The sequence below is a fragment of the Salinibacter sp. genome (assembly GCF_036626415.1).
Classification (GTDB): Bacteria; Bacteroidota; Rhodothermia; order Rhodothermales; family Salinibacteraceae; genus Salinibacter.
Map to the genome: position 1 here is coordinate 1 of NZ_JAZKRW010000015.1, position 16,562 is coordinate 16,562.

13 protein-coding genes, 1 tRNA gene and 1 pseudogene are annotated in these 16,562 nt (G+C 59.1%); 7 read left to right on the forward strand and 8 right to left on the reverse strand.

The window, feature by feature from the left end:
• Window positions 1-163 precede the first annotated feature (163 nt).
• The 4 genes from V5A20_RS03360 (at window position 164) to V5A20_RS03375 (ending at window position 4,573) form a co-directional block, all read left to right on the forward strand.
• Window positions 164-1,249, forward strand: coding sequence for a tyrosine-type recombinase/integrase (locus V5A20_RS03360; RefSeq protein ID WP_332326704.1), 1,086 nt, complete (start codon window positions 164-166; stop codon window positions 1,247-1,249).
• Between the two features lie 322 nt (window positions 1,250-1,571).
• On the forward strand, window positions 1,572-2,417 hold the full coding sequence (locus V5A20_RS03365) for a bifunctional hydroxymethylpyrimidine kinase/phosphomethylpyrimidine kinase (protein WP_332326705.1): 846 nt from the start codon (window positions 1,572-1,574) through the stop codon (window positions 2,415-2,417).
• A 45-nt stretch (window positions 2,418-2,462) separates the two neighbouring features.
• The gene (locus V5A20_RS03370) at window positions 2,463-3,506 is read left to right on the forward strand and encodes a LacI family DNA-binding transcriptional regulator (protein WP_332326706.1); all 1,044 of its coding nucleotides are present in this window, start codon (window positions 2,463-2,465) and stop codon (window positions 3,504-3,506) included.
• A 92-nt stretch (window positions 3,507-3,598) separates the two neighbouring features.
• On the forward strand, window positions 3,599-4,573 hold the full coding sequence (locus V5A20_RS03375) for a phosphoribosylaminoimidazolesuccinocarboxamide synthase (RefSeq protein ID WP_332326707.1): 975 nt from the start codon (window positions 3,599-3,601) through the stop codon (window positions 4,571-4,573).
• Between the two features lie 14 nt (window positions 4,574-4,587).
• On the opposite strand, the gene V5A20_RS03380 is transcribed toward V5A20_RS03375, so the two are convergent.
• From V5A20_RS03380 to V5A20_RS03390, 3 genes are all read right to left on the reverse strand, one after another.
• Complete coding sequence (locus V5A20_RS03380) at window positions 4,588-5,406, reverse strand: nitrilase-related carbon-nitrogen hydrolase (RefSeq protein WP_442978425.1); 819 nt, start codon at window positions 5,404-5,406, stop codon at window positions 4,588-4,590.
• Between the two features lie 86 nt (window positions 5,407-5,492).
• Entirely contained in the window at window positions 5,493-5,996 is a 504-nt protein-coding gene (locus tag V5A20_RS03385) for a redoxin domain-containing protein (protein WP_332326709.1), read from the reverse strand.
• A 52-nt stretch (window positions 5,997-6,048) separates the two neighbouring features.
• Window positions 6,049-7,272, reverse strand: coding sequence for an ABC transporter permease (locus V5A20_RS03390; RefSeq protein WP_332326710.1), 1,224 nt, complete (start codon window positions 7,270-7,272; stop codon window positions 6,049-6,051).
• Window positions 7,273-7,479: 207 nt separating this feature from the next.
• On the opposite strand from V5A20_RS03390, the gene pruA reads away from it, so the two are divergent.
• The 3 genes from pruA to V5A20_RS03405 all read left to right on the forward strand — a co-directional run bounded on the left by pruA (window position 7,480) and on the right by V5A20_RS03405 (window position 10,698).
• On the forward strand, window positions 7,480-9,165 hold the full coding sequence (pruA, locus tag V5A20_RS03395) for an L-glutamate gamma-semialdehyde dehydrogenase (RefSeq protein WP_332326711.1): 1,686 nt from the start codon (window positions 7,480-7,482) through the stop codon (window positions 9,163-9,165).
• Window positions 9,166-9,225: 60 nt separating this feature from the next.
• Complete coding sequence (locus V5A20_RS03400; protein WP_332326712.1) at window positions 9,226-9,699, forward strand: hypothetical protein; 474 nt, start codon at window positions 9,226-9,228, stop codon at window positions 9,697-9,699.
• A 69-nt stretch (window positions 9,700-9,768) separates the two neighbouring features.
• Window positions 9,769-10,698, forward strand: a complete 930-nt coding sequence (locus V5A20_RS03405; protein WP_332326713.1) for a GntR family transcriptional regulator — start codon at window positions 9,769-9,771, stop codon at window positions 10,696-10,698.
• A 6-nt stretch (window positions 10,699-10,704) separates the two neighbouring features.
• Here the strand turns inward: V5A20_RS03405 and V5A20_RS03410 are convergent, their stop codons facing one another.
• The 5 genes and pseudogenes from V5A20_RS03410 to V5A20_RS03430 form a co-directional block, all read right to left on the reverse strand.
• A complete protein-coding gene (locus V5A20_RS03410; protein ID WP_332326714.1) occupies window positions 10,705-13,200 on the reverse strand; it encodes an HD family phosphohydrolase in 2,496 nt (831 codons plus the stop codon).
• Window positions 13,201-13,457: 257 nt separating this feature from the next.
• Window positions 13,458-14,015 carry a hypothetical protein gene (locus V5A20_RS03415; protein ID WP_332326722.1) on the reverse strand — a complete coding sequence of 186 codons (558 nt, stop codon included), beginning with the start codon at window positions 14,013-14,015 and terminating at the stop codon, window positions 13,458-13,460.
• A gap of 552 nt (window positions 14,016-14,567) precedes the next feature.
• Window positions 14,568-14,975: pseudogene (locus V5A20_RS03420) on the reverse strand (helix-turn-helix domain-containing protein); the annotation flags it as partial.
• Window positions 14,930-15,003: transfer RNA gene (locus tag V5A20_RS03425), tRNA-Pro, on the reverse strand. The pseudogene V5A20_RS03420 and the gene V5A20_RS03425, both read right to left, overlap by 46 nt.
• A 114-nt stretch (window positions 15,004-15,117) precedes the next feature.
• The gene (locus V5A20_RS03430; RefSeq protein WP_332326715.1) at window positions 15,118-16,344 is read right to left on the reverse strand and encodes a bifunctional alpha/beta hydrolase/OsmC family protein; all 1,227 of its coding nucleotides are present in this window, start codon (window positions 16,342-16,344) and stop codon (window positions 15,118-15,120) included.
• Window positions 16,345-16,562: the final 218 nt, after the last annotated feature.

Here is a 16,562-nt window from a genome sequence, read left to right on the forward strand (position 1 = left end):
CAAAAAAGAACCATAATATGCGTTATGTTTCGTTTCGAGATCCAGTAGACTGAACCTCTCATCCCTGCTTCGGTGGCTACGGCGCGGAGTGGGTTCGTGCACAAAGAAGTTGCTGCGTGGTTAGTGCGGTTCCTCATCTTCGGTCCAAAATTCCCTTCGACGCATGTCTGGTACGAAATCGAATTCAGACATCCAGCCTGTTGAGTCCTCGAGTCCGGAATTGCCTGGACAGGCCATTACCCGCCGGGACGACGAAAACCGTCCGTACAATGCCCCCACTGATGAACAGTGCTCGGTTCAGTCCGATGAGGTGCTCGTGCAGCGGTGGCTCGCCGAAAAAAGCGCACGGACGCAAGAAAGCTATGCCCGGGATCTTGAGCAATTTGTAGAGTTTGTAGATCTGCCCCTCCGGTACATCACGCTTGGGCATCTCCAGGCGTACCGCGAGCACCTGAGCGCAGACGGCTATGCGCGGTCGTCGCAGAAACGGAAACTCTCTGCTATAAAGAGCCTCTTTACATTCGGGACCAAACTCCGCTATTTCGCTCACAATGTAGGAGCGGCCCTCTCCACCCCTTCTGTACGTAATGATCGCGCGAAGCGCATCCTCTCGGAGGCCGACCTATGGGCCATTCTGCGGGACGAACGCGACCTCCGCAATCACGTCCTTCTGCGTCTCTTTTATGCCTCCGGCGGCCGGATCTCTGATGTAGAGGATCTCCGCTGGCGCGATCTGAAAGACCGGCCGGACCTTCATGGGCCGGATGGGCGATCTGGAGGTCAAGTGACGTTTTTTGGAAAGGGCGGCAAGACTCGGGCCGTCACACTGTATAGTAAGGTCTGGAGCCTCATCATCCGACTGCGACAGGAGGAGCAATCCGAAGGCCATGGGGGTCCTGACGATCCGGTTTTTCGTTCGCAGAAAGGAGGATGTCTCTCTCGAACACAGATTTGGCGCATTGTGAAGCAAGCTGCCCTCCGTGCCAGCGTGAAGCTCACAGAAAAGACGGGGCCGAATGGCACCGTGAAACGGAACGAGAATGGGGATCCAATCAAGACCTCAAAGGTCTCGCCCCACTGGTTTCGCCACGCTCACGCCTCTCATGCCCTCCAAAAAGGAGCCGACCTGGAGCTTGTCCGTGAAACCCTGGGCCACGAAAGCATAGAAACGACCAAGACCTACCTCCACGCCCAGCCTGGAAAATCCTCATCGTACTACGTCGATGAAGCCCCTGATTTTAACGGCTAAACGCTCGGGCAATTGGTGCGAGAAGGAGCTTGATGAGGTGTGCCCCCGTACCCAGCACTGGATGGCGTGCCAGTATTGTATCCTGTCTATACGAACACTGGGTTCTCATCAGTGAGTTAATATTAAATTGGCCATGCAATAACAGAAGCCTTGTTTTCTGCAGAACGAGACCCATGAATTATACTAGAAGGTGCGTCTTTCGCCAGTCATCTTTGGTTTTGATTCTATGACGACTAAACGTTCATGGGCAGACGGTGGTAGATAGAATGAGTGGTTTCCCTCAGAGCTTCACCGCAATTGTTTTCAACCGCAACCACGCCGTATGCGCTTTCATCCCATCGTCGTCGGGGCTCTCTACCCTGGCATTGCACGCAGCCTGCGTGCGGACATTCTAGCAACTCAGGCGCTTTCTGGGACTGCATATCCAATTTGTACGTCGCACGTCGTGGCTGGTGATGGAGTGGTCACGGATGTCCTCAATGTCCCGACCGACACAGTATCGGCGCAGCTAGAACATGTATTCAACACAAGAACTCCTACCAGCGCAAAAGTAGGGATCATCGGTGCCACCCCGTCGGTAGGTCGCGTATTCGACCACTTAGAGTCCTTAGACGGTCCTGTAGTCTACGACCTCACCGTAAGTGGGCCCAGCGGCGAAGACGTACTTGGACCGAATGGGCTCGAGGCCATCACCGAGCGATTGGAGGAGCCGGACCTCGTGACAACCCGTCGCACCGACGCAGCCTTGGTAGCTGGAATGGAAATTCCAAGCCTTGATGACGCTCAGGTGGCCGCTCAGCGCATTGCACAGCAGGGAGCGCGGAACGTCCTCATTCGATGCGGCAAACTGCCGACCCACTTCTACGAACAGAACGCTTCTCCACCCGACTACGCCCTGGACCTATTCTTCGACGGCGACGACTTCGCCCTGTTTGAGGCCCCGTACATTCAGAACTTGGAGGCGCACCACGGTGCCTCAAGCGGCCTGTTGCTACCACTGCTCCACAATCTACAGTCCGGGATGGACCTGGAGCCGGCTCTTCAGAAAGCCAAGGGCCGCGTTTCCGAGGCGCTTCGGGCGTTCCAGCAACCGGAATCCGAAGACACAGACGCCTCTTTTTTCCAAACCTTAGAAGAAGAGCCGACCATGGCAGAGATGCAGGAGTGAAGGCCCTCGGCCACTTTTCCCTTTTCAAAACGTGTACTCAGCATCATGCCCAACGAAGTCAAGGACGACTCAAAGCAATCAAAGGCGACAATATACGACGTAGCCGACCACGCGGGTGTGGCCATTTCGACCGTGTCCAGGGTATTGAACGATTCGGACGACGTTGCCGATCAGACGCGTGACAAAGTGCTAGGGGCGATTCAAGAACTTCAGTTTCGACCGAACCGGACGGCAAAATCGCTCGCCCAGCGGTCCACGCGAACCATCGCGGTGGCCCTGCCAACCTTTACTACCCCATTCCACAACGAACTGTTGAAGGGCGTCCGGGACCGTCTCGACGACGAGGACGTGGATCTTCTCCTGTCCGACCTGGAGTGGGAGGCCCCCATACATACCCTTCGAAATTTTCTCGACGGCGGGGCCATGGATGGCTTGCTTCTCGTAGGCGTCACTCCGGATGAGGAGCTCGCCGAAGAGTTGGCCATGCTCGGGGGACCCGTGGTTCTCGTGGGAGCGGAATTAGACAACTTCGACTCCTTTTACTGGGAAGATGTGTCGGGAGCGAAGCTTGGGGTGACACATTTGATCGACCAGGGGTATCATCAGATTGGCGTTATTACGACCCCGCACAACAACCGCATTCGGAACGAACGAGTTGCCGGGTACCGCCAAGCACTTGAAGAGGCAGGTATTGAGTTTGACTCCGACCTCGTCGTGCATGGTCACACCAGCAAGCACGACGGGTTTAGTGAGGAGTCTGGGTACGAGGCCATGCAGGACCTCATTGCCCTCGACAAGCCCGTGGAGGCTGCGTTTGCGAGCAGCGATGTGCAGGCAATCGGGGCATGGCAGGCCCTCCGGGAAGAAGGCTTGGAGGTTCCCGATGACTTTGCCTTTGTGGGCTACGACGACATCAAAGTGAGTCGCTTCATTGGGCTGAGTAGTGTCGCCCAAAACATGCACGAAGTCGGAAATGTGGGAACGGATCTTCTCCTCGACCGGCTAGAGAAACGAGGACCGGAGCACTACATCTCACGCCTGGTAGAGCCGGAGCTTCACATCCGGAAGTCGAGCCAGCGTCCCCAATAGTCTCTTTCCTGTCGGGCCCACGAGACGCGCCCGCCGAATCCTAGGGGCTCCTTTCGCCCCTCCTCCATCCAACCTGCACCCAAAAGCCACACATGGACGCCCAGCTCATCGAAGAGCAGCTTGGTCACACCCTCCAACGAACGGAGTACAACGACCTTGGCGAGTGCTACCATGGCAAGGTTCGGGACAACTACCGACAGAACAGCCATCGCATTCTGGTCACGACCGATCGGATCTCTGCCTTCGATCACGTCCTCCCGCAGACAATTCCATTCAAGGGGCAGCTCCTGAATCAAACGGCCGCGCATTTCTTCGAGGCCACCGAAGACCTCGTTCCCAACCACGTCCTTTCCGTCCCGGACCCGAACGTCACGATTGCGAGGGAGTGCACGCCCATCCCGATCGAGTTCGTCGTTCGGGGGTACCTGGCCGGGCACGCATGGCGGGAATACGACCGCGGCGTTCGCACACTCTGTGGCCAGCCCCTGCCGGACGGACTGCGAGAGAGCGAGCGGCTTCCCACCCCCATTCTCACCCCCACGACCAAGGCTGAGAAAGGCCACGACCAAGACGTAACGCGGGACGAAGCCATTTCTACAACAAACATCGATGCCAGCACCTACGACCAGCTGGCAGAGTGGGCCCTGGCACTATACAGACGAGGCCATGAGATGGCCGCCGCACAAGGGCTCCTTCTCGTCGACACAAAGTATGAGTTCGGGCGCACCGCGGAGGGAGACCTCTTGCTGATCGACGAGGTGCACACTCCTGATTCGTCTCGTTACTATTATCAAGACGGCTACGAGGAGCGCCTTGCCCAAGGCGCCCCGCAACGTCAACTCTCGAAAGAGTTCGTCCGAGAGTGGCTGATGGAGCACGGGTTTCAGGGCCGCGCTGAAGACGAGATGCCGGCCCTCCCCGAGGCCTTTCGGGTGAAGGTGACGCAGCGGTACGTGGAGTTGTTCGAGAAGGTCACCGGACGAACATTCGAACCGGACACGCACCCCAATCCTGCGGAACGCATTCGCACAGCCCTCAGTGACCACTCAATTCAAGACGTCAGCTAGACCAGTACGCGCTCTTAGTTTGGGTCAGAAGCGTAGGCCTCGGGCCGACGGTCCCTGAGGACATCGTTGTGCTTGTTGATTCGACGATCCCGAGCGTCATGGGGGTCTACCTCTACAACCCCCACCGTGTCGGTCGACTCGTCCGCTCGTTCCAAGATGTCGCCCGAGGGACCGCATACCTCGCTCAACCCGATAAACTCGAGGGTCTCGCCCGCCTTTTCCTCTTGGCCATGTCGGTTGGCCGTGATGGTGAAGACGTGATTCTCACGGGCCCGGACCGGCATGGAGTCTGGACAATGCGGAAGCACCAGGTTCGAGGGATGTGCGATCAGGTCCGCGCCCTTTAAGGCGAGGGTTCGGGCCGCCTCGGGATAATACCAATCGAAGCACACCATGGTGCCCAAACGGTACGACGTTCCGTCGGAGGTCTCCTCCTCAAACACTTGAAACCCGAGGTCACCCGGTTCAAACAGGGTGGTTTCTTCGTAGAAGAGGTGCACCTTTCGGTACGTGTCTACCCGACCATTGGGACGAACCACGACCGCACTGTTGTACAGATTTGCTCCATCTCGTTCGGGCACACCAGCCACCAGCGTTGCGCCGAGTTGCTCAGACCACGACTGGAGGGCGGTAACCGAGGTCCCCTCGGGAATGGGTTCAGCAACGTGCGCTAGATCCTCTTTCGACCGGAAGAAGTAGCCGGACGTGAACAATTCAGGCAAAACCACCAGATCCGCCTTTACGGGTCGAAGGAGGGATTCGACCGTAGCCAGGTTCTGGTCGACCTCAAGGTATTCCGGAGCAAATTGAAGGTAGGCGACTCGCACAGGCAAACAAGGAGATTCGAGCAGTACAACGAGTGACTGATGCCTCGCAGAACTCTTTTATATGGTTTCAAATGCAATAACAGCAATAGATACTACTGAGGACCGCTTCCCTGCCCCTTCAGACCTTGGACGGAGCGCTTAATGGCGTCGAAGTTCGGCTGCTGTCCCGCGTCGTCTAGAACCTCGGCGTACTGGATCGTGCCCGTCTGATCGACGACAAATGCCGATCGCTTCGCCACACGGTCCAATTCCATATCGGTAAAGTTCTGGTTGTACTTCGCCCCATATTCTGCACAGACGTTTGCGTCATGGTCGCTCAAAAGAGGAAACGCGAGCTGCTGGGCCGACCGGAACTCTGAGAGTACGGCTGGGGAGTCTGTAGAAATTCCCACGACGTGTGCTGGCTCAAATGCGGCAAGGTCGTTATTGACGGCATTTAGCTCTGTCGTACACACGCTGGTGAAGGCCCCGGGAAAAAAGAGGAGGACGGTAGGCTGATCGAGATGATCAGACAGCCTCCATGGCTGCTGCTCATCCGTATACAGTGTGAAGTTGGGAGCAGAGTCGCCTTCAGAGGGCGGGGTGAGGGAGCTCATAGAAACACGAGGCATCGATTGAAAAGAAGAGGTCAAGCCAGGACAACAAGTCTCATTCAAAGCGGATGGTCTTCACGGGCTCGATCCGGGCCGCTACGCGAGCCGGAACGTAGGCCGCCGCTCCGCACAACAGAATGGTCGTGATCCCAACTACTAAGAAGTCGAGTGGATTCAGCCCAACAGGCGCGGTTGTCATATAATAAGCCTCGGCAGGGAGCGAAATAAGCCCAAATTGCTTTTGCAAAAGAGCGAAGCTGAACGCCAAAATCGTTCCGAGGGCCGTTCCGACCGCCCCAATCAGAAGCCCCAACGCAAGAAACAGTCGTTTTAGCGTGCGGCCCGACGTCCCTAGGCTTTTCAGGATGCCTATTTCGCGTGTCTTTTCGAGGACCAGCATCAACAGGGTCCCCACAATGTTAAACGCGGCGACGATAACAATGACGCCGATCACGAGCGGGATGATGCTCTGCTGCAAATCGACCCAGGCAAAGAGCCCCGCATACTGCTGGTAGATGGTTCGGGCAGACACCGGAAATCCAAACTTGTTTTCAATTTGAGCCGCAAGAGAGTCAATGCGGCCCGGGTCCGACACGGTAATGTTGAAACGGCTGACAGACGCCTCAGAGAGACTTCCCAGCCATCGTGCGTCGGAGACATTGCTAAAGACGTAGACGTCGTCAATGTCTTGGAGCGACGTGTCGTAAATCCCGCGGATCCGAAACTGCTTGACCCGAGGACGCTGCCGACCCATACTCGCTCCTTCCTGTCCCGATTGAAGGGCAAAAATGGTTACCTGCTGACCGACTTCCAGCCCCAAACGAGCCGCCAACTCCTGCCCCACCACAAGTCCCGGAGTTCCCTCTTGGGCCTCAACGGCAAACCTTCCGGCCGTGAGGCGTGTCTCGAGATACGACGGGAGTTGGTCCATCCCGAGAAGGACCACCCCATCGATGGCCTCTTTCGATCGGCGAAGCAGCACGGGTTGCTCAATCACTGGAGACACCGCCGAGACATCCTCCATCTGACTGAGTTGCGCCTGAAGCGATGCCTCTTGCTGCAGAGGCTCATCTTGAACGTAGCTCGACACCTGTATGTGCGCCCCAAACCCGACAATCTTCTTTTCGATCTCCGCACTAAATCCCCGTACGATCGCAAGGGCAAGAAGAAGTGCGGCGACCCCGAGGGTGACCCCCCCAATCGCCACGTAAATGATGAAGCGAAGGAAACTTCGTCCTTCCTCTCGTCCCTCCGCTCCCCAGAGATATCGAAGGGACATGAAGCGTTCGAAGCGAACGGACACGGACCAAAAAATGCGATGTGGGGCTCAGAAAGTGCAGGATATGCGCCAGCGTCCCTTTCGCTACAGGGCGCGCATAGAGAAGATCCGACCCGATGGGTTAAACGAACATGCTCGGACACGGCTGCGTATCTTACAGTCCCTTCGCACTTCCCACAGAATCTGTAGGCCTCTCCCTCCCCTCCCATGAACAACGCGTATCCGGAAGTCCCCACCCCCGAAAACGAACCCGTCCATTCCTACGCCCCGGGCTCCGACGAGCGGCGTTCCGTTCAAAAACGACTCCAGGAGCTCAGGAATCAGACCATCGAAATCCCCGCGTTTATCGGTGGGGAACCTGTCTATCCCACCCCCACCTCCGAGGTTGTGCCCCCCCACGATCATCAACACGTGCTCGGGCACGTTCACCAGAGCGGACGGGAGTCCGTCGAAGACGCAATCAACGCAGCCCTGGAGGCGAAAGCGGAGTGGTCTGCCATGGACTTTTCGGATCGGGCCGCAATTTTTCTTCGGGCCGCAGACCTGATCGCGGGCCCGTACCGTGACACCCTCAATGCGGCCACCATGCTGGGGCAAGGAAAGAGCATCCACCAGGCAGAAATCGATGCGGCCTGCGAGCTCATCGACTTCTTGCGCTTCAATGTTCACTTCGCGGAGCAGATCTACCGCAATCAACCCAACGACTCTCGGGGGGTCTGGAATCAGATGCAATATCGCCCCCTCGAAGGGTTTGTCCTCGCCGTCACCCCCTTCAACTTTACCGCCATCCAGGGGAACCTTCCCACCGCCCCTGCCCTGATGGGCAATACGGTGCTGTGGAAGCCGGCCTCTCGCTCCATATACTCGGCGTTCTTTTTCTACAAAGTGTTGGAAGAGGCGGGGCTCCCCCCCGGTGTCATCAACATGCTTCCGGCCGACGATGGGGCGGCAGTGGGCGGGCCGGCCCTAGAGTCGGAGCACTTTGCGGGCCTTCACTTTACAGGCTCGGTCAATACGTTTGAGCATCTCTGGTCTACAATCGGCGACAACCTGGATGCGTACCGCACATATCCCACGATCGTTGGTGAGACGGGAGGAAAAGACTTCATCGTGGCCCACCCGTCGGCTCACATTGAACAGCTATCGACCGCCGTGGTGCGTGGGGCATTCGAATACCAAGGACAGAAGTGCTCCGCCGCTTCACGGCTTTACATGCCCGAGTCGATCTGGCCGGACATCCGGCACGAGATTACGACACAGCTCGATGAGGTGAGTATCGGTCCACCGGAAGACTTCAGCAACTATGTGAACGCCGTCATCGACGAGCGGGCCTACAAAAAGATCGTGAACTATATCGAAGACGCCCGAGCATCCGACGAGGCCGAGATCATCTACGGGGGCGACTACGACGACTCGACCGGATACTTCATCGAGCCCACCCTCATTCGTGCCCACGACCCGAAGGAACGGACCATGCAGGAAGAGATTTTCGGGCCTGTCACCACGGCCTACGTATACCCCGACGAAGAATTCGCTTCGACGCTCACCCTCGTGGATGAGACGTCTCCGTACGGCCTAACGGGGGCCATCTTTGCGCGGGACCGAGCCGCGATCAAGCTGGCAAGCGACGTCCTCGAACAATCCGCCGGCAACTTCTACATCAACGACAAGCCCACCGGGGCCGTCGTCGGGCAGCAGCCCTTCGGCGGCGCCCGGCGCTCTGGGACCAACGACAAAGCCGGATCCGCCTACAATCTCATGCGGTGGGTATCTCCCCGTGCGATCAAGGAGACCTTCGATCCGCCCACCCACTACGGCTACGCCTGGAACCAGCCGGACGCCGCTGAGGCCCCGGAGGAACCCCGAGAAGCCGGGGATGGCGCCCTCGCATAGGCATAAATCTCGAGCCGCGGGGAATCCTCAGACTGACTTTTTCCGCGATGGCCCCCTCCAATGAACGCCACCACGGTCTTCGAGAGCATTCACCATCCCCACGGAGCCTCGTGGGGACTGGTCTATACACGATTTCTGGCCCGTCCCCTCGGCGTGTGTATCATTCCGTTGATGGTGGGCGCGACGACCTCGGCCCTTCTCGAACAGCCCGTCTGGGGGTATCTCGTCTGGGGACTGCCCGCGGCCCTTGTCCTGGCCACGGTATGGACCCATTTTTCCCTGGGTCGAACCCCGGCAGAGCTGAGTTTTCGCTCCGGCCAGGCGGCGGTGCGCAGCGTCTACGATGTGCTTCGTGGACAGCCGCGAGACTGGAGGCCCATCTTCAACGTCCGCACCACTGCCTGGAGCGTCGAGGTGGCGGTGGGACGCACCACGCATCTGTTTCAGCCTGAACAGTGGCCGAAGTTTGAAGCATTGCGGGATGCTGCCCGGCAATCATTTCAGCCCCAGGCGTCTCCTTCCTCGTACGGGTAGACAGAAACAGTTCCTCACTTCACCGGCCGAGATCGAAAAACGTTTCTTGCAATAACAGAAACAGTGGCCATGTCGACCCTCCAGATCGACCATAACGCAAATGTGTCCGTGCGGGAACAGCTCGTCAATCAGCTGCGATACCTCATCGCGTCGGGGCACTACAACGTCAACGATCCCCTTCCCTCCACCCGATCGCTCGGCGACCAACTCGACATTTCGTTCCACACCGTCCGAAAGGCCTACCAAGAGCTTGAAGAGGAAGGCCTTCTCAATTCTAAGGTGGGAAGTGGATACACCGTAGAAGAACGAACGCCGCTGGCCAAAAGCGAGCGGATGGAGCGCGGCGCAAAGGTGGTGAACGACACCCTTCAGCAGCTCGTCGGCCTAGGCCTGAGCGACGCCGAAATCGAATCTCTCTTTCAGGAGCAAGCTACATTGCTCGACCACGCCGGCCTAGAACGAAAACTCATTGTCGTGGGCCCACACGACGAGCTAAACCACATGTGTGCAGAGCAACTCAGCACGGCCCTTCAAAAGACCGTTCTGCCGGTTTCTATCTCCCAGATTGAACGCCACAAAGACGCGGACTTTGCCTTCTCTCCCTATCCGTACCTAGCAGACGTCCTCGAAACCCTTTCCCGCACAGACACGATGGGATTTTCGACCCATCTCCCCCCTCGTGTCCTCGAGGCAGTAGCCCGGCTACGCGACCGGGAAACGCTCGGCCTGGTAACACGCTACCGAGATACGATCCCGCTCCTCTCCGAGGAGCTCCGATCTCACACCGCCTACAACGGACAGGTCATCGCTGCGTCCATTGACCGGGAGGCCGATCACCTGCAGAGCTTTGTTCAGGAGACCGACCTCTTGCTCGCGACCCCAGCGAGCCAGCGCCGCCTTCGCCCCTACCTGGATGAGTCCATCCACGAGTTCAAAGAACTGCGACTGCTCGTCGGCAAGGACTCGATCGAGGCAATTGCCGACGCCGTTCCGGCGTAATTGTCGTTACTCCTCTTGGGGGGAGGCTTCCCCCTCCCCGCGCTTGGGGTCGTGGGACGTCTCTGGGACAGGGGCCTCCTCTCTCCCATTCTGATCAGCCGAAGAGGCTTCTGCTTCGGGAGGAGAGCCCGAGTGAGGAGACGCGTCTGCGAGCTGGGGCCGCGGCTCTTTGCGTGAACGCTCCGGGTCAGACTCTTCGGGCTCCACCCAGTTGCCCCACGCGTCTCGATCGAAGGAAACCGAGACATTGACGTATGGCTGCTGGGCCCGTAGCGAGACGACCTCGAAGTCTGGCTCATCGGACTCGTCCTCCTGGTCCGGGTACTTGACCCGCACGTGGTAGATGCCGAGCAACATCTTCAGGAATGTATCCTTGACCAGGCGAAGGTCCCGGAACGTGAGGTCAGTATCGTCAAGTTGCCCGTCGTCGATCCGCTCACTGAAAAGAAGCTCGATGAGGTTTTCGAGACGGCGCGGGGAGGGATCGTCTAGGCTCCGGCTCGCAGCCTCCACAGAGTCAGCCAGCATCAGAATGCCCGTTTCCTTCGAGTCCGGTTTCGGCCCGGGGTAGCGGAATTCAGACTCGGGAACGGCCCGATCCGGGTCGTCGACTTGGCTGAGGGCCTTTTGGTAAAAATATTCGATTCGGGCCGTCCCGTGGTGCATCGGAATGAACTTGAGAACCTGCTCTGGCAACCCATCTTCCTTCGCCATTTCAATGCCCTCCTTCACATGGCTGGCAATGATCAGGGCGCTCATGCGGGGCTTCAGTTCGTCGTGCGGATTCGACATGGTCCGCTGGTTTTCCACGAAGTACTCCGGCTTTTTCATTTTGCCAATGTCGTGGTACAGGGCCCCCACGCGCGTGAGGAGAGTGTGGGCTCCAATCCGGTCGGCGGCGGCCTCGGCGAGGTTTGCAACCTGGAGGGTGTGGTTAAACGACCCAGGCGCACGCAAGCTGAGCTCTTTCAGCACAGGCCGGTTGGTATCGGAAAGCTCCAACAGGGTCAGGTCCGTCGTGATGTCAAAGGATCGCTCTAGCGCCCACAGAAACAACGAGGAGGTGATCGTGATGGCGGAAGCGATCGCTGCGTAGGCCAGGTCGGGCACCACGCGCCCAAAGGGCAGGTCCAGGTACAGCCACGTGGCCAGGAGCACGAGCGCATACCCCACAAACGCCAGCCCGCCGCTCACGAAAAACTGCCCACGATTCTTGATGTCCCGGACACTGAAAATCCCAAACGCCCCAGCAAAGAATGTGGCGAGCGTGTATTCGAGGTCCAGCCCAAGCATTTGTCCACCGGTAAGCGCCAAGACCAGGGTTCCAAACAGGGCAATCCGGGAGTTGAAGACAATGGTGAGCAGGACCGAAGCGAGCGGCACGGGCACCACGTACAGGGACCAGGGGGTGCGAATCACAACCCCGTACAAGGCAATGATGAGCGTCAGAACCACCGACATCAGAATCAGGTCGCGGTTCTTGGCCCAAATTGCGGGCCGAAGAAGGAAGAGGTAGAAAAAGAAGAACCCGAAGCCGAGAACGGTGAAAAGAATTTCTCCACTCAGCTGCTTCAGGACGATGTTGGAGCCAAGCTGCTCACTCTTGGCGCGCTGAAGGGAGGTAAGCTGTTGTTTGATGTCTCGTGTGACCCGCTGCCCCGTTCGCACGATCGTCTCTCCTTCCTCTACGCCCCCCTGGATGGCCGTTACCTTCTGCGCACGCCGCTCCCGCTCTTCCGCGGTGTCCTCTCGGAGGTACTCAAGAGACGGGACGAAGATTGCCTGGAAGAAGGACGACGCAATACGGGAGCGTTGACGGTTCTCTGAGAACCGCTCCCGAAGCTGTCGATCGGCGTAGTCGAATGCCTCGTTGAGGCCATATAAGTTGTTTTTTTCGACCCTGCGTTGGGTTTGGTCTTGCTGATTCCGGACGATGATCTGGTCTGTAAGCACAGAGTCCCGGGGCCGATTCATGACGCCGAGGCTGAGAAGTTGGCCGCCCACTTCAAATGCCGCGTCGAGAAGGCGCTCATGCAAGCGCAGGGACGTTTCGTCTTGGGCTTGTCGTGACGACCGGAGATCTTGAACCTCCGCTGCATACGCGGACGCCAGGTTCTCCCATTGCGGAGTGCTCAGGGTCGCCTGTGCGTTGCGCCGCCGTTGCACATATTCCAGGGAGTCTTGACGAGCTGCCTTCTGCTCCCCCTGCTGGCGGTGGTATCGATAGCTAGCATAGGCCTCCAAGGTACGGTTCAACTGGCGACGCAGGGTGTCGCGATTTTGCGACAGTTCCTGGGAGGCATTCTGCACCTCCCGGAAGTACGGGGGGGTGCTTTTGCGAACAGTGTCGCGCCGCACCTCCACACGCTCCTGGTCAAGGTACACGGGAAAATTGAACGGCGCGTTCAGCGTCGACTGTCGCCACGTGTCCCCCACTTCGACCGTGTACTCGTAAAAATCGCCCCGGGGAAAGGCCGCGACCGTGAGGGCGACAAGGGCCAAAAAAAGGCCTCCACGTAGCGCCCAGTGCCTCCAGACCTCAGTGTCTTCCGACTGATTTTCTGTCTCGAGGTCGTGCCCCACAGGTTGAGGCGTCCGCGGACTCCAGCCGAGCAATTCAAAAAGTCCCATAGTGGACTGCGCAACCAATGACGAGTGCCGGGCCACAGGGTCTAGAGGCCCGTATCACAACACAGTACCGAGGGGAACCTCAATGCGCGGACGGGCACAGAGGATCCTTTCTCGCCGCAGGCGGACCGTCAGGGCTCCGTGGATCCCTCCGGGGAAAGTGTGTCTGATGGCACAGAAGCCGCCCCCCGAATGGTATCTGGCGTTTCGGGAAGGGACGCCGGGGCGCCCCGAAGTGTATCCGCAAACTGCTGGGCAGTATCACGACGGATGATGACCCGCCCCTCCTCATCTGTTCGGTCGGTCGGATACGGATGCCCCTCAAGCAGAAGCTGCAGACTGTCGAGTTGGTTCTGGATTGTGATTCGTTCGGCGAACGGAAACACGCGGGCGTCTCCCGCCTCAATCCAGTAGGGTCGCCGAAGATTGTCATCCTGCTGCACCCGCAGCTCACGGACGTTAGCTACCGCACGGACTGTGACGTGGAGGGTGTCTCCCAACACAATGTTGGCTGGGGGCGGACGTGATTGGGACTCCGATTGGCCCGTGTCGGGGGACGGGTCCACGGCCGAGGGGGGAGCATCAGAGGCAGGCGTGCTCTCGGGGGGCTCGTTCTTCACGATGGAGGCGGAAGAAGTGGGGGCCTCCTCCGTGAAGTAACCGCCCAGCACGCCCCCCAGCGCGAGCACGAAAACGCCCCCCACAGCCAAAAGGACCCCGGTGCGATGAGACTGGACAAACGCCCAAACAGACGCTAAGAACGAGACTGCACTGCGCACGGGAGCCGGGGTAGAGCTGGGATCCCGTGGACGTGAGCGCTCTTTCAGACCGGAGGTCCCTGAAGGAGAATCCGACGAAGACCCGAGGCCTTCTTCGCTCTCAGAACCCGAGGGCGACGTCGCTTCTGTTGACGTCGCTTCATGCTTCGCCGAAGGGGAATCTCTAGCCTGTGACGGCGGCGCTTCTTCCTCCGGGTCCGCGGAAGTAGGCATCGCGTCCGAGGACGCCGGCGGGGAGGCCCTATCGGACGGCGCTCTGTCTTGAGCGTCATCGGCCGGGTCCGGAGACGTAGCCTCCGTTTTCTCCTCCTCCGTTCTCTCCTCTTGAGGCGGGTCTTCGTCAGTCGCTCCCCCCTGACTGGCATCCTCATTGGGTGGTGGGTCGAGAAAGGCGGCCGCCAGCTGGCCGTCATACGTGCCCGAAAGGGCCAACGCCAGATGCTCAACCACATTTTTCGGGGAAAGCCCGATCGCCTCCGCGTACGCGCGGACGAACGCTTTCAGGTAGACCTCATTCATGCGGGCCTGTTCGTGGAGGGTCCCCGCCTCAAACGATTCGAGGTACGAGGAGTGCACCTGTGTCTCGTCCTGGATCGAAGCGAGCGGCACATCTCGGTCTTCACGGATCCGTCGCAGATCGCGTGCAAACCGACGCAGAGAAGGGGTGTCCAGGTCATCCGACATGACGACGAGAGGGATCGGTGGGAGGTCCCGTGCCAGACAGCCCCCGTCGGGAAGGGCCCTCCGGCGGTGCCAATCGGCAAACCCGCAAACGAAAGGGCCGTTCCACCGTCGCAATGCGGAGGAACGGCCCGGGGAGGATGTCGGGACGGCGGGATTTGAACCCGCGACCTCATGTACCCCATACATGTGCGCTACCGAGCTGCGCCACGTCCCGTCTGTAAGATGTGATTCCTAGTATGACGCAAATCGCCGCGGGTTCGGGGCCTCAGGGCAGAATGCAACCGGAAACCCTGTGAGTTCTCGACGAAGGCAGCCCAGCCTCCCAAAGCTAGGCCGTAGAGGCGTTCGATGGGGGGCGAAGGGATGACCGAACAGTCACCTCACCGTGCAAGGTACGGTGAACTGGGCATTTGTTGGCGATTTCGAGAAGCCGATCGCGTTGATCCTCACTGAGGGCCCCCCGGACCTCGATCTCCCGTTCGATGCGGTCTACTCGCCCCTCCTCCGTCTCACAATTTTCGCAGTCCTCAGCGTGAATTTTCTCGTGGGACAAGCGGACAACCGCCTCGTCAAGGGGCCATTCCTTCCGGTCGGCATACATGCGAAGCGTCATACCGGTGCAACTGCCGAGCGCCGAAAGCAAGAAGCCGTACGGCGTAGGCCCATCATCGGCACCGCCTACGTCTTCCGGCTCATCACCGACCAAGGAATGGCGACCCGCCTGGACCTCCGTCCGGTACGACGCTCCGGTGCGCGTGACCACGTCTGCGTCCGCCCCCTGCGGCTCAGACACAGACCGATCGACATACTTCTCGGCCCAGGCCCCCATCACCACACCCAGGTACTCTGCATCAGATCGGTCCGTGAGGAGATGATCGGCATCATCGAGCGACACGAAGCTCTTCGGGTGCTTGGCAGCCCCAAAAATTTTGGCGGCATTGTCCACCCCGACCACTCGATCCACGGGCGAGTGGAAAATCAGCAGGGCCCGGTCGAGCCCCGCAATGGTGGTTTCCATCTTTGTTGCCGCCAGGTCGTCAAGGAATTGCTTCCGAATTGTGAAGGTGCGACCGGCGAGCTGGACACGCGCTTCCCCCTTCTCCTCGATGTCCTCCATGGCATCCTGAAGGTGCCGGGTCACGTGTTCTGGGTCAAAAGGCGCACCGATGGTGGAGACGGCCTGGACGGAGTCAAGCCGGTGGGCAGCCTGAAGCACGGCGGCGCCTCCCAAAGAGTGCCCCACCAGGATCCGAGGCGCCTCGTAGTGCTCCGCGAGATAGTCGGCCGCCACGACCAGATCATCGACGTTGGACGAAAAGTTTGTATCCGCAAAGTCGCCTTCGCTCTCCCCGAGTCCGGTGAAGTCGAAGCGAAGGACGGCGATGCCGTGACGGGTGAGGGCACGACTGATGGCGCCGACAGCCCGAAGGTCTTTGGAGCACGTGAAACAGTGAGCAAAAAGTGCAAATGCACAGGGGGACTCCCCCTCAGGACGGTCGAGGCGGGCCGCCAGGGCATCCCCGTCAGGATTCTCAAATCGTAGTTTCTCGGACATAACTGGAGAGAAGAGGGGAGTAGAAAAGCGATCTAGCAAATTGGTGAAGGAGCGGGGCGCCGAGATCGACGCTGCAGAGTGATGTTGTAGCAGAGTGATGTTGTAGCAGAGTGATGCTTTATTAGACGCCGGCGCTCGTCTCGGGGGAGTCCGGACAACCTCGGAAGCCCTCCTCCACACATCTTGCACAGTCCCAGCGCCGGACGTCCAGCGACCGC

Bases quoted from the DNA above. Each gene is read 5' to 3' on its own strand.
- V5A20_RS03385 (WP_332326709.1), bottom strand. From the start codon at position 5,996: ATGAGCTCCCTCACCCCGCCCTCTGAAGGCGACTCTGCTCCCAACTTC.
- V5A20_RS03370 (WP_332326706.1), top strand. From the start codon at position 2,463: ATGCCCAACGAAGTCAAGGACGACTCAAAGCAATCAAAGGCGACAATA.
- V5A20_RS03405 (WP_332326713.1), top strand. From the start codon at position 9,769: ATGTCGACCCTCCAGATCGACCATAACGCAAATGTGTCCGTGCGGGAA.
- V5A20_RS03430 (WP_332326715.1), bottom strand. From the start codon at position 16,344: ATGTCCGAGAAACTACGATTTGAGAATCCTGACGGGGATGCCCTGGCG.
- V5A20_RS03375 (WP_332326707.1), top strand. From the start codon at position 3,599: ATGGACGCCCAGCTCATCGAAGAGCAGCTTGGTCACACCCTCCAACGA.
- V5A20_RS03400 (WP_332326712.1), top strand. From the start codon at position 9,226: ATGAACGCCACCACGGTCTTCGAGAGCATTCACCATCCCCACGGAGCC.
- V5A20_RS03360 (WP_332326704.1), top strand. From the start codon at position 164: ATGTCTGGTACGAAATCGAATTCAGACATCCAGCCTGTTGAGTCCTCG.
- V5A20_RS03365 (WP_332326705.1), top strand. From the start codon at position 1,572: ATGCGCTTTCATCCCATCGTCGTCGGGGCTCTCTACCCTGGCATTGCA.
- pruA (WP_332326711.1), top strand. From the start codon at position 7,480: ATGAACAACGCGTATCCGGAAGTCCCCACCCCCGAAAACGAACCCGTC.
- V5A20_RS03390 (WP_332326710.1), bottom strand. From the start codon at position 7,272: ATGTCCCTTCGATATCTCTGGGGAGCGGAGGGACGAGAGGAAGGACGA.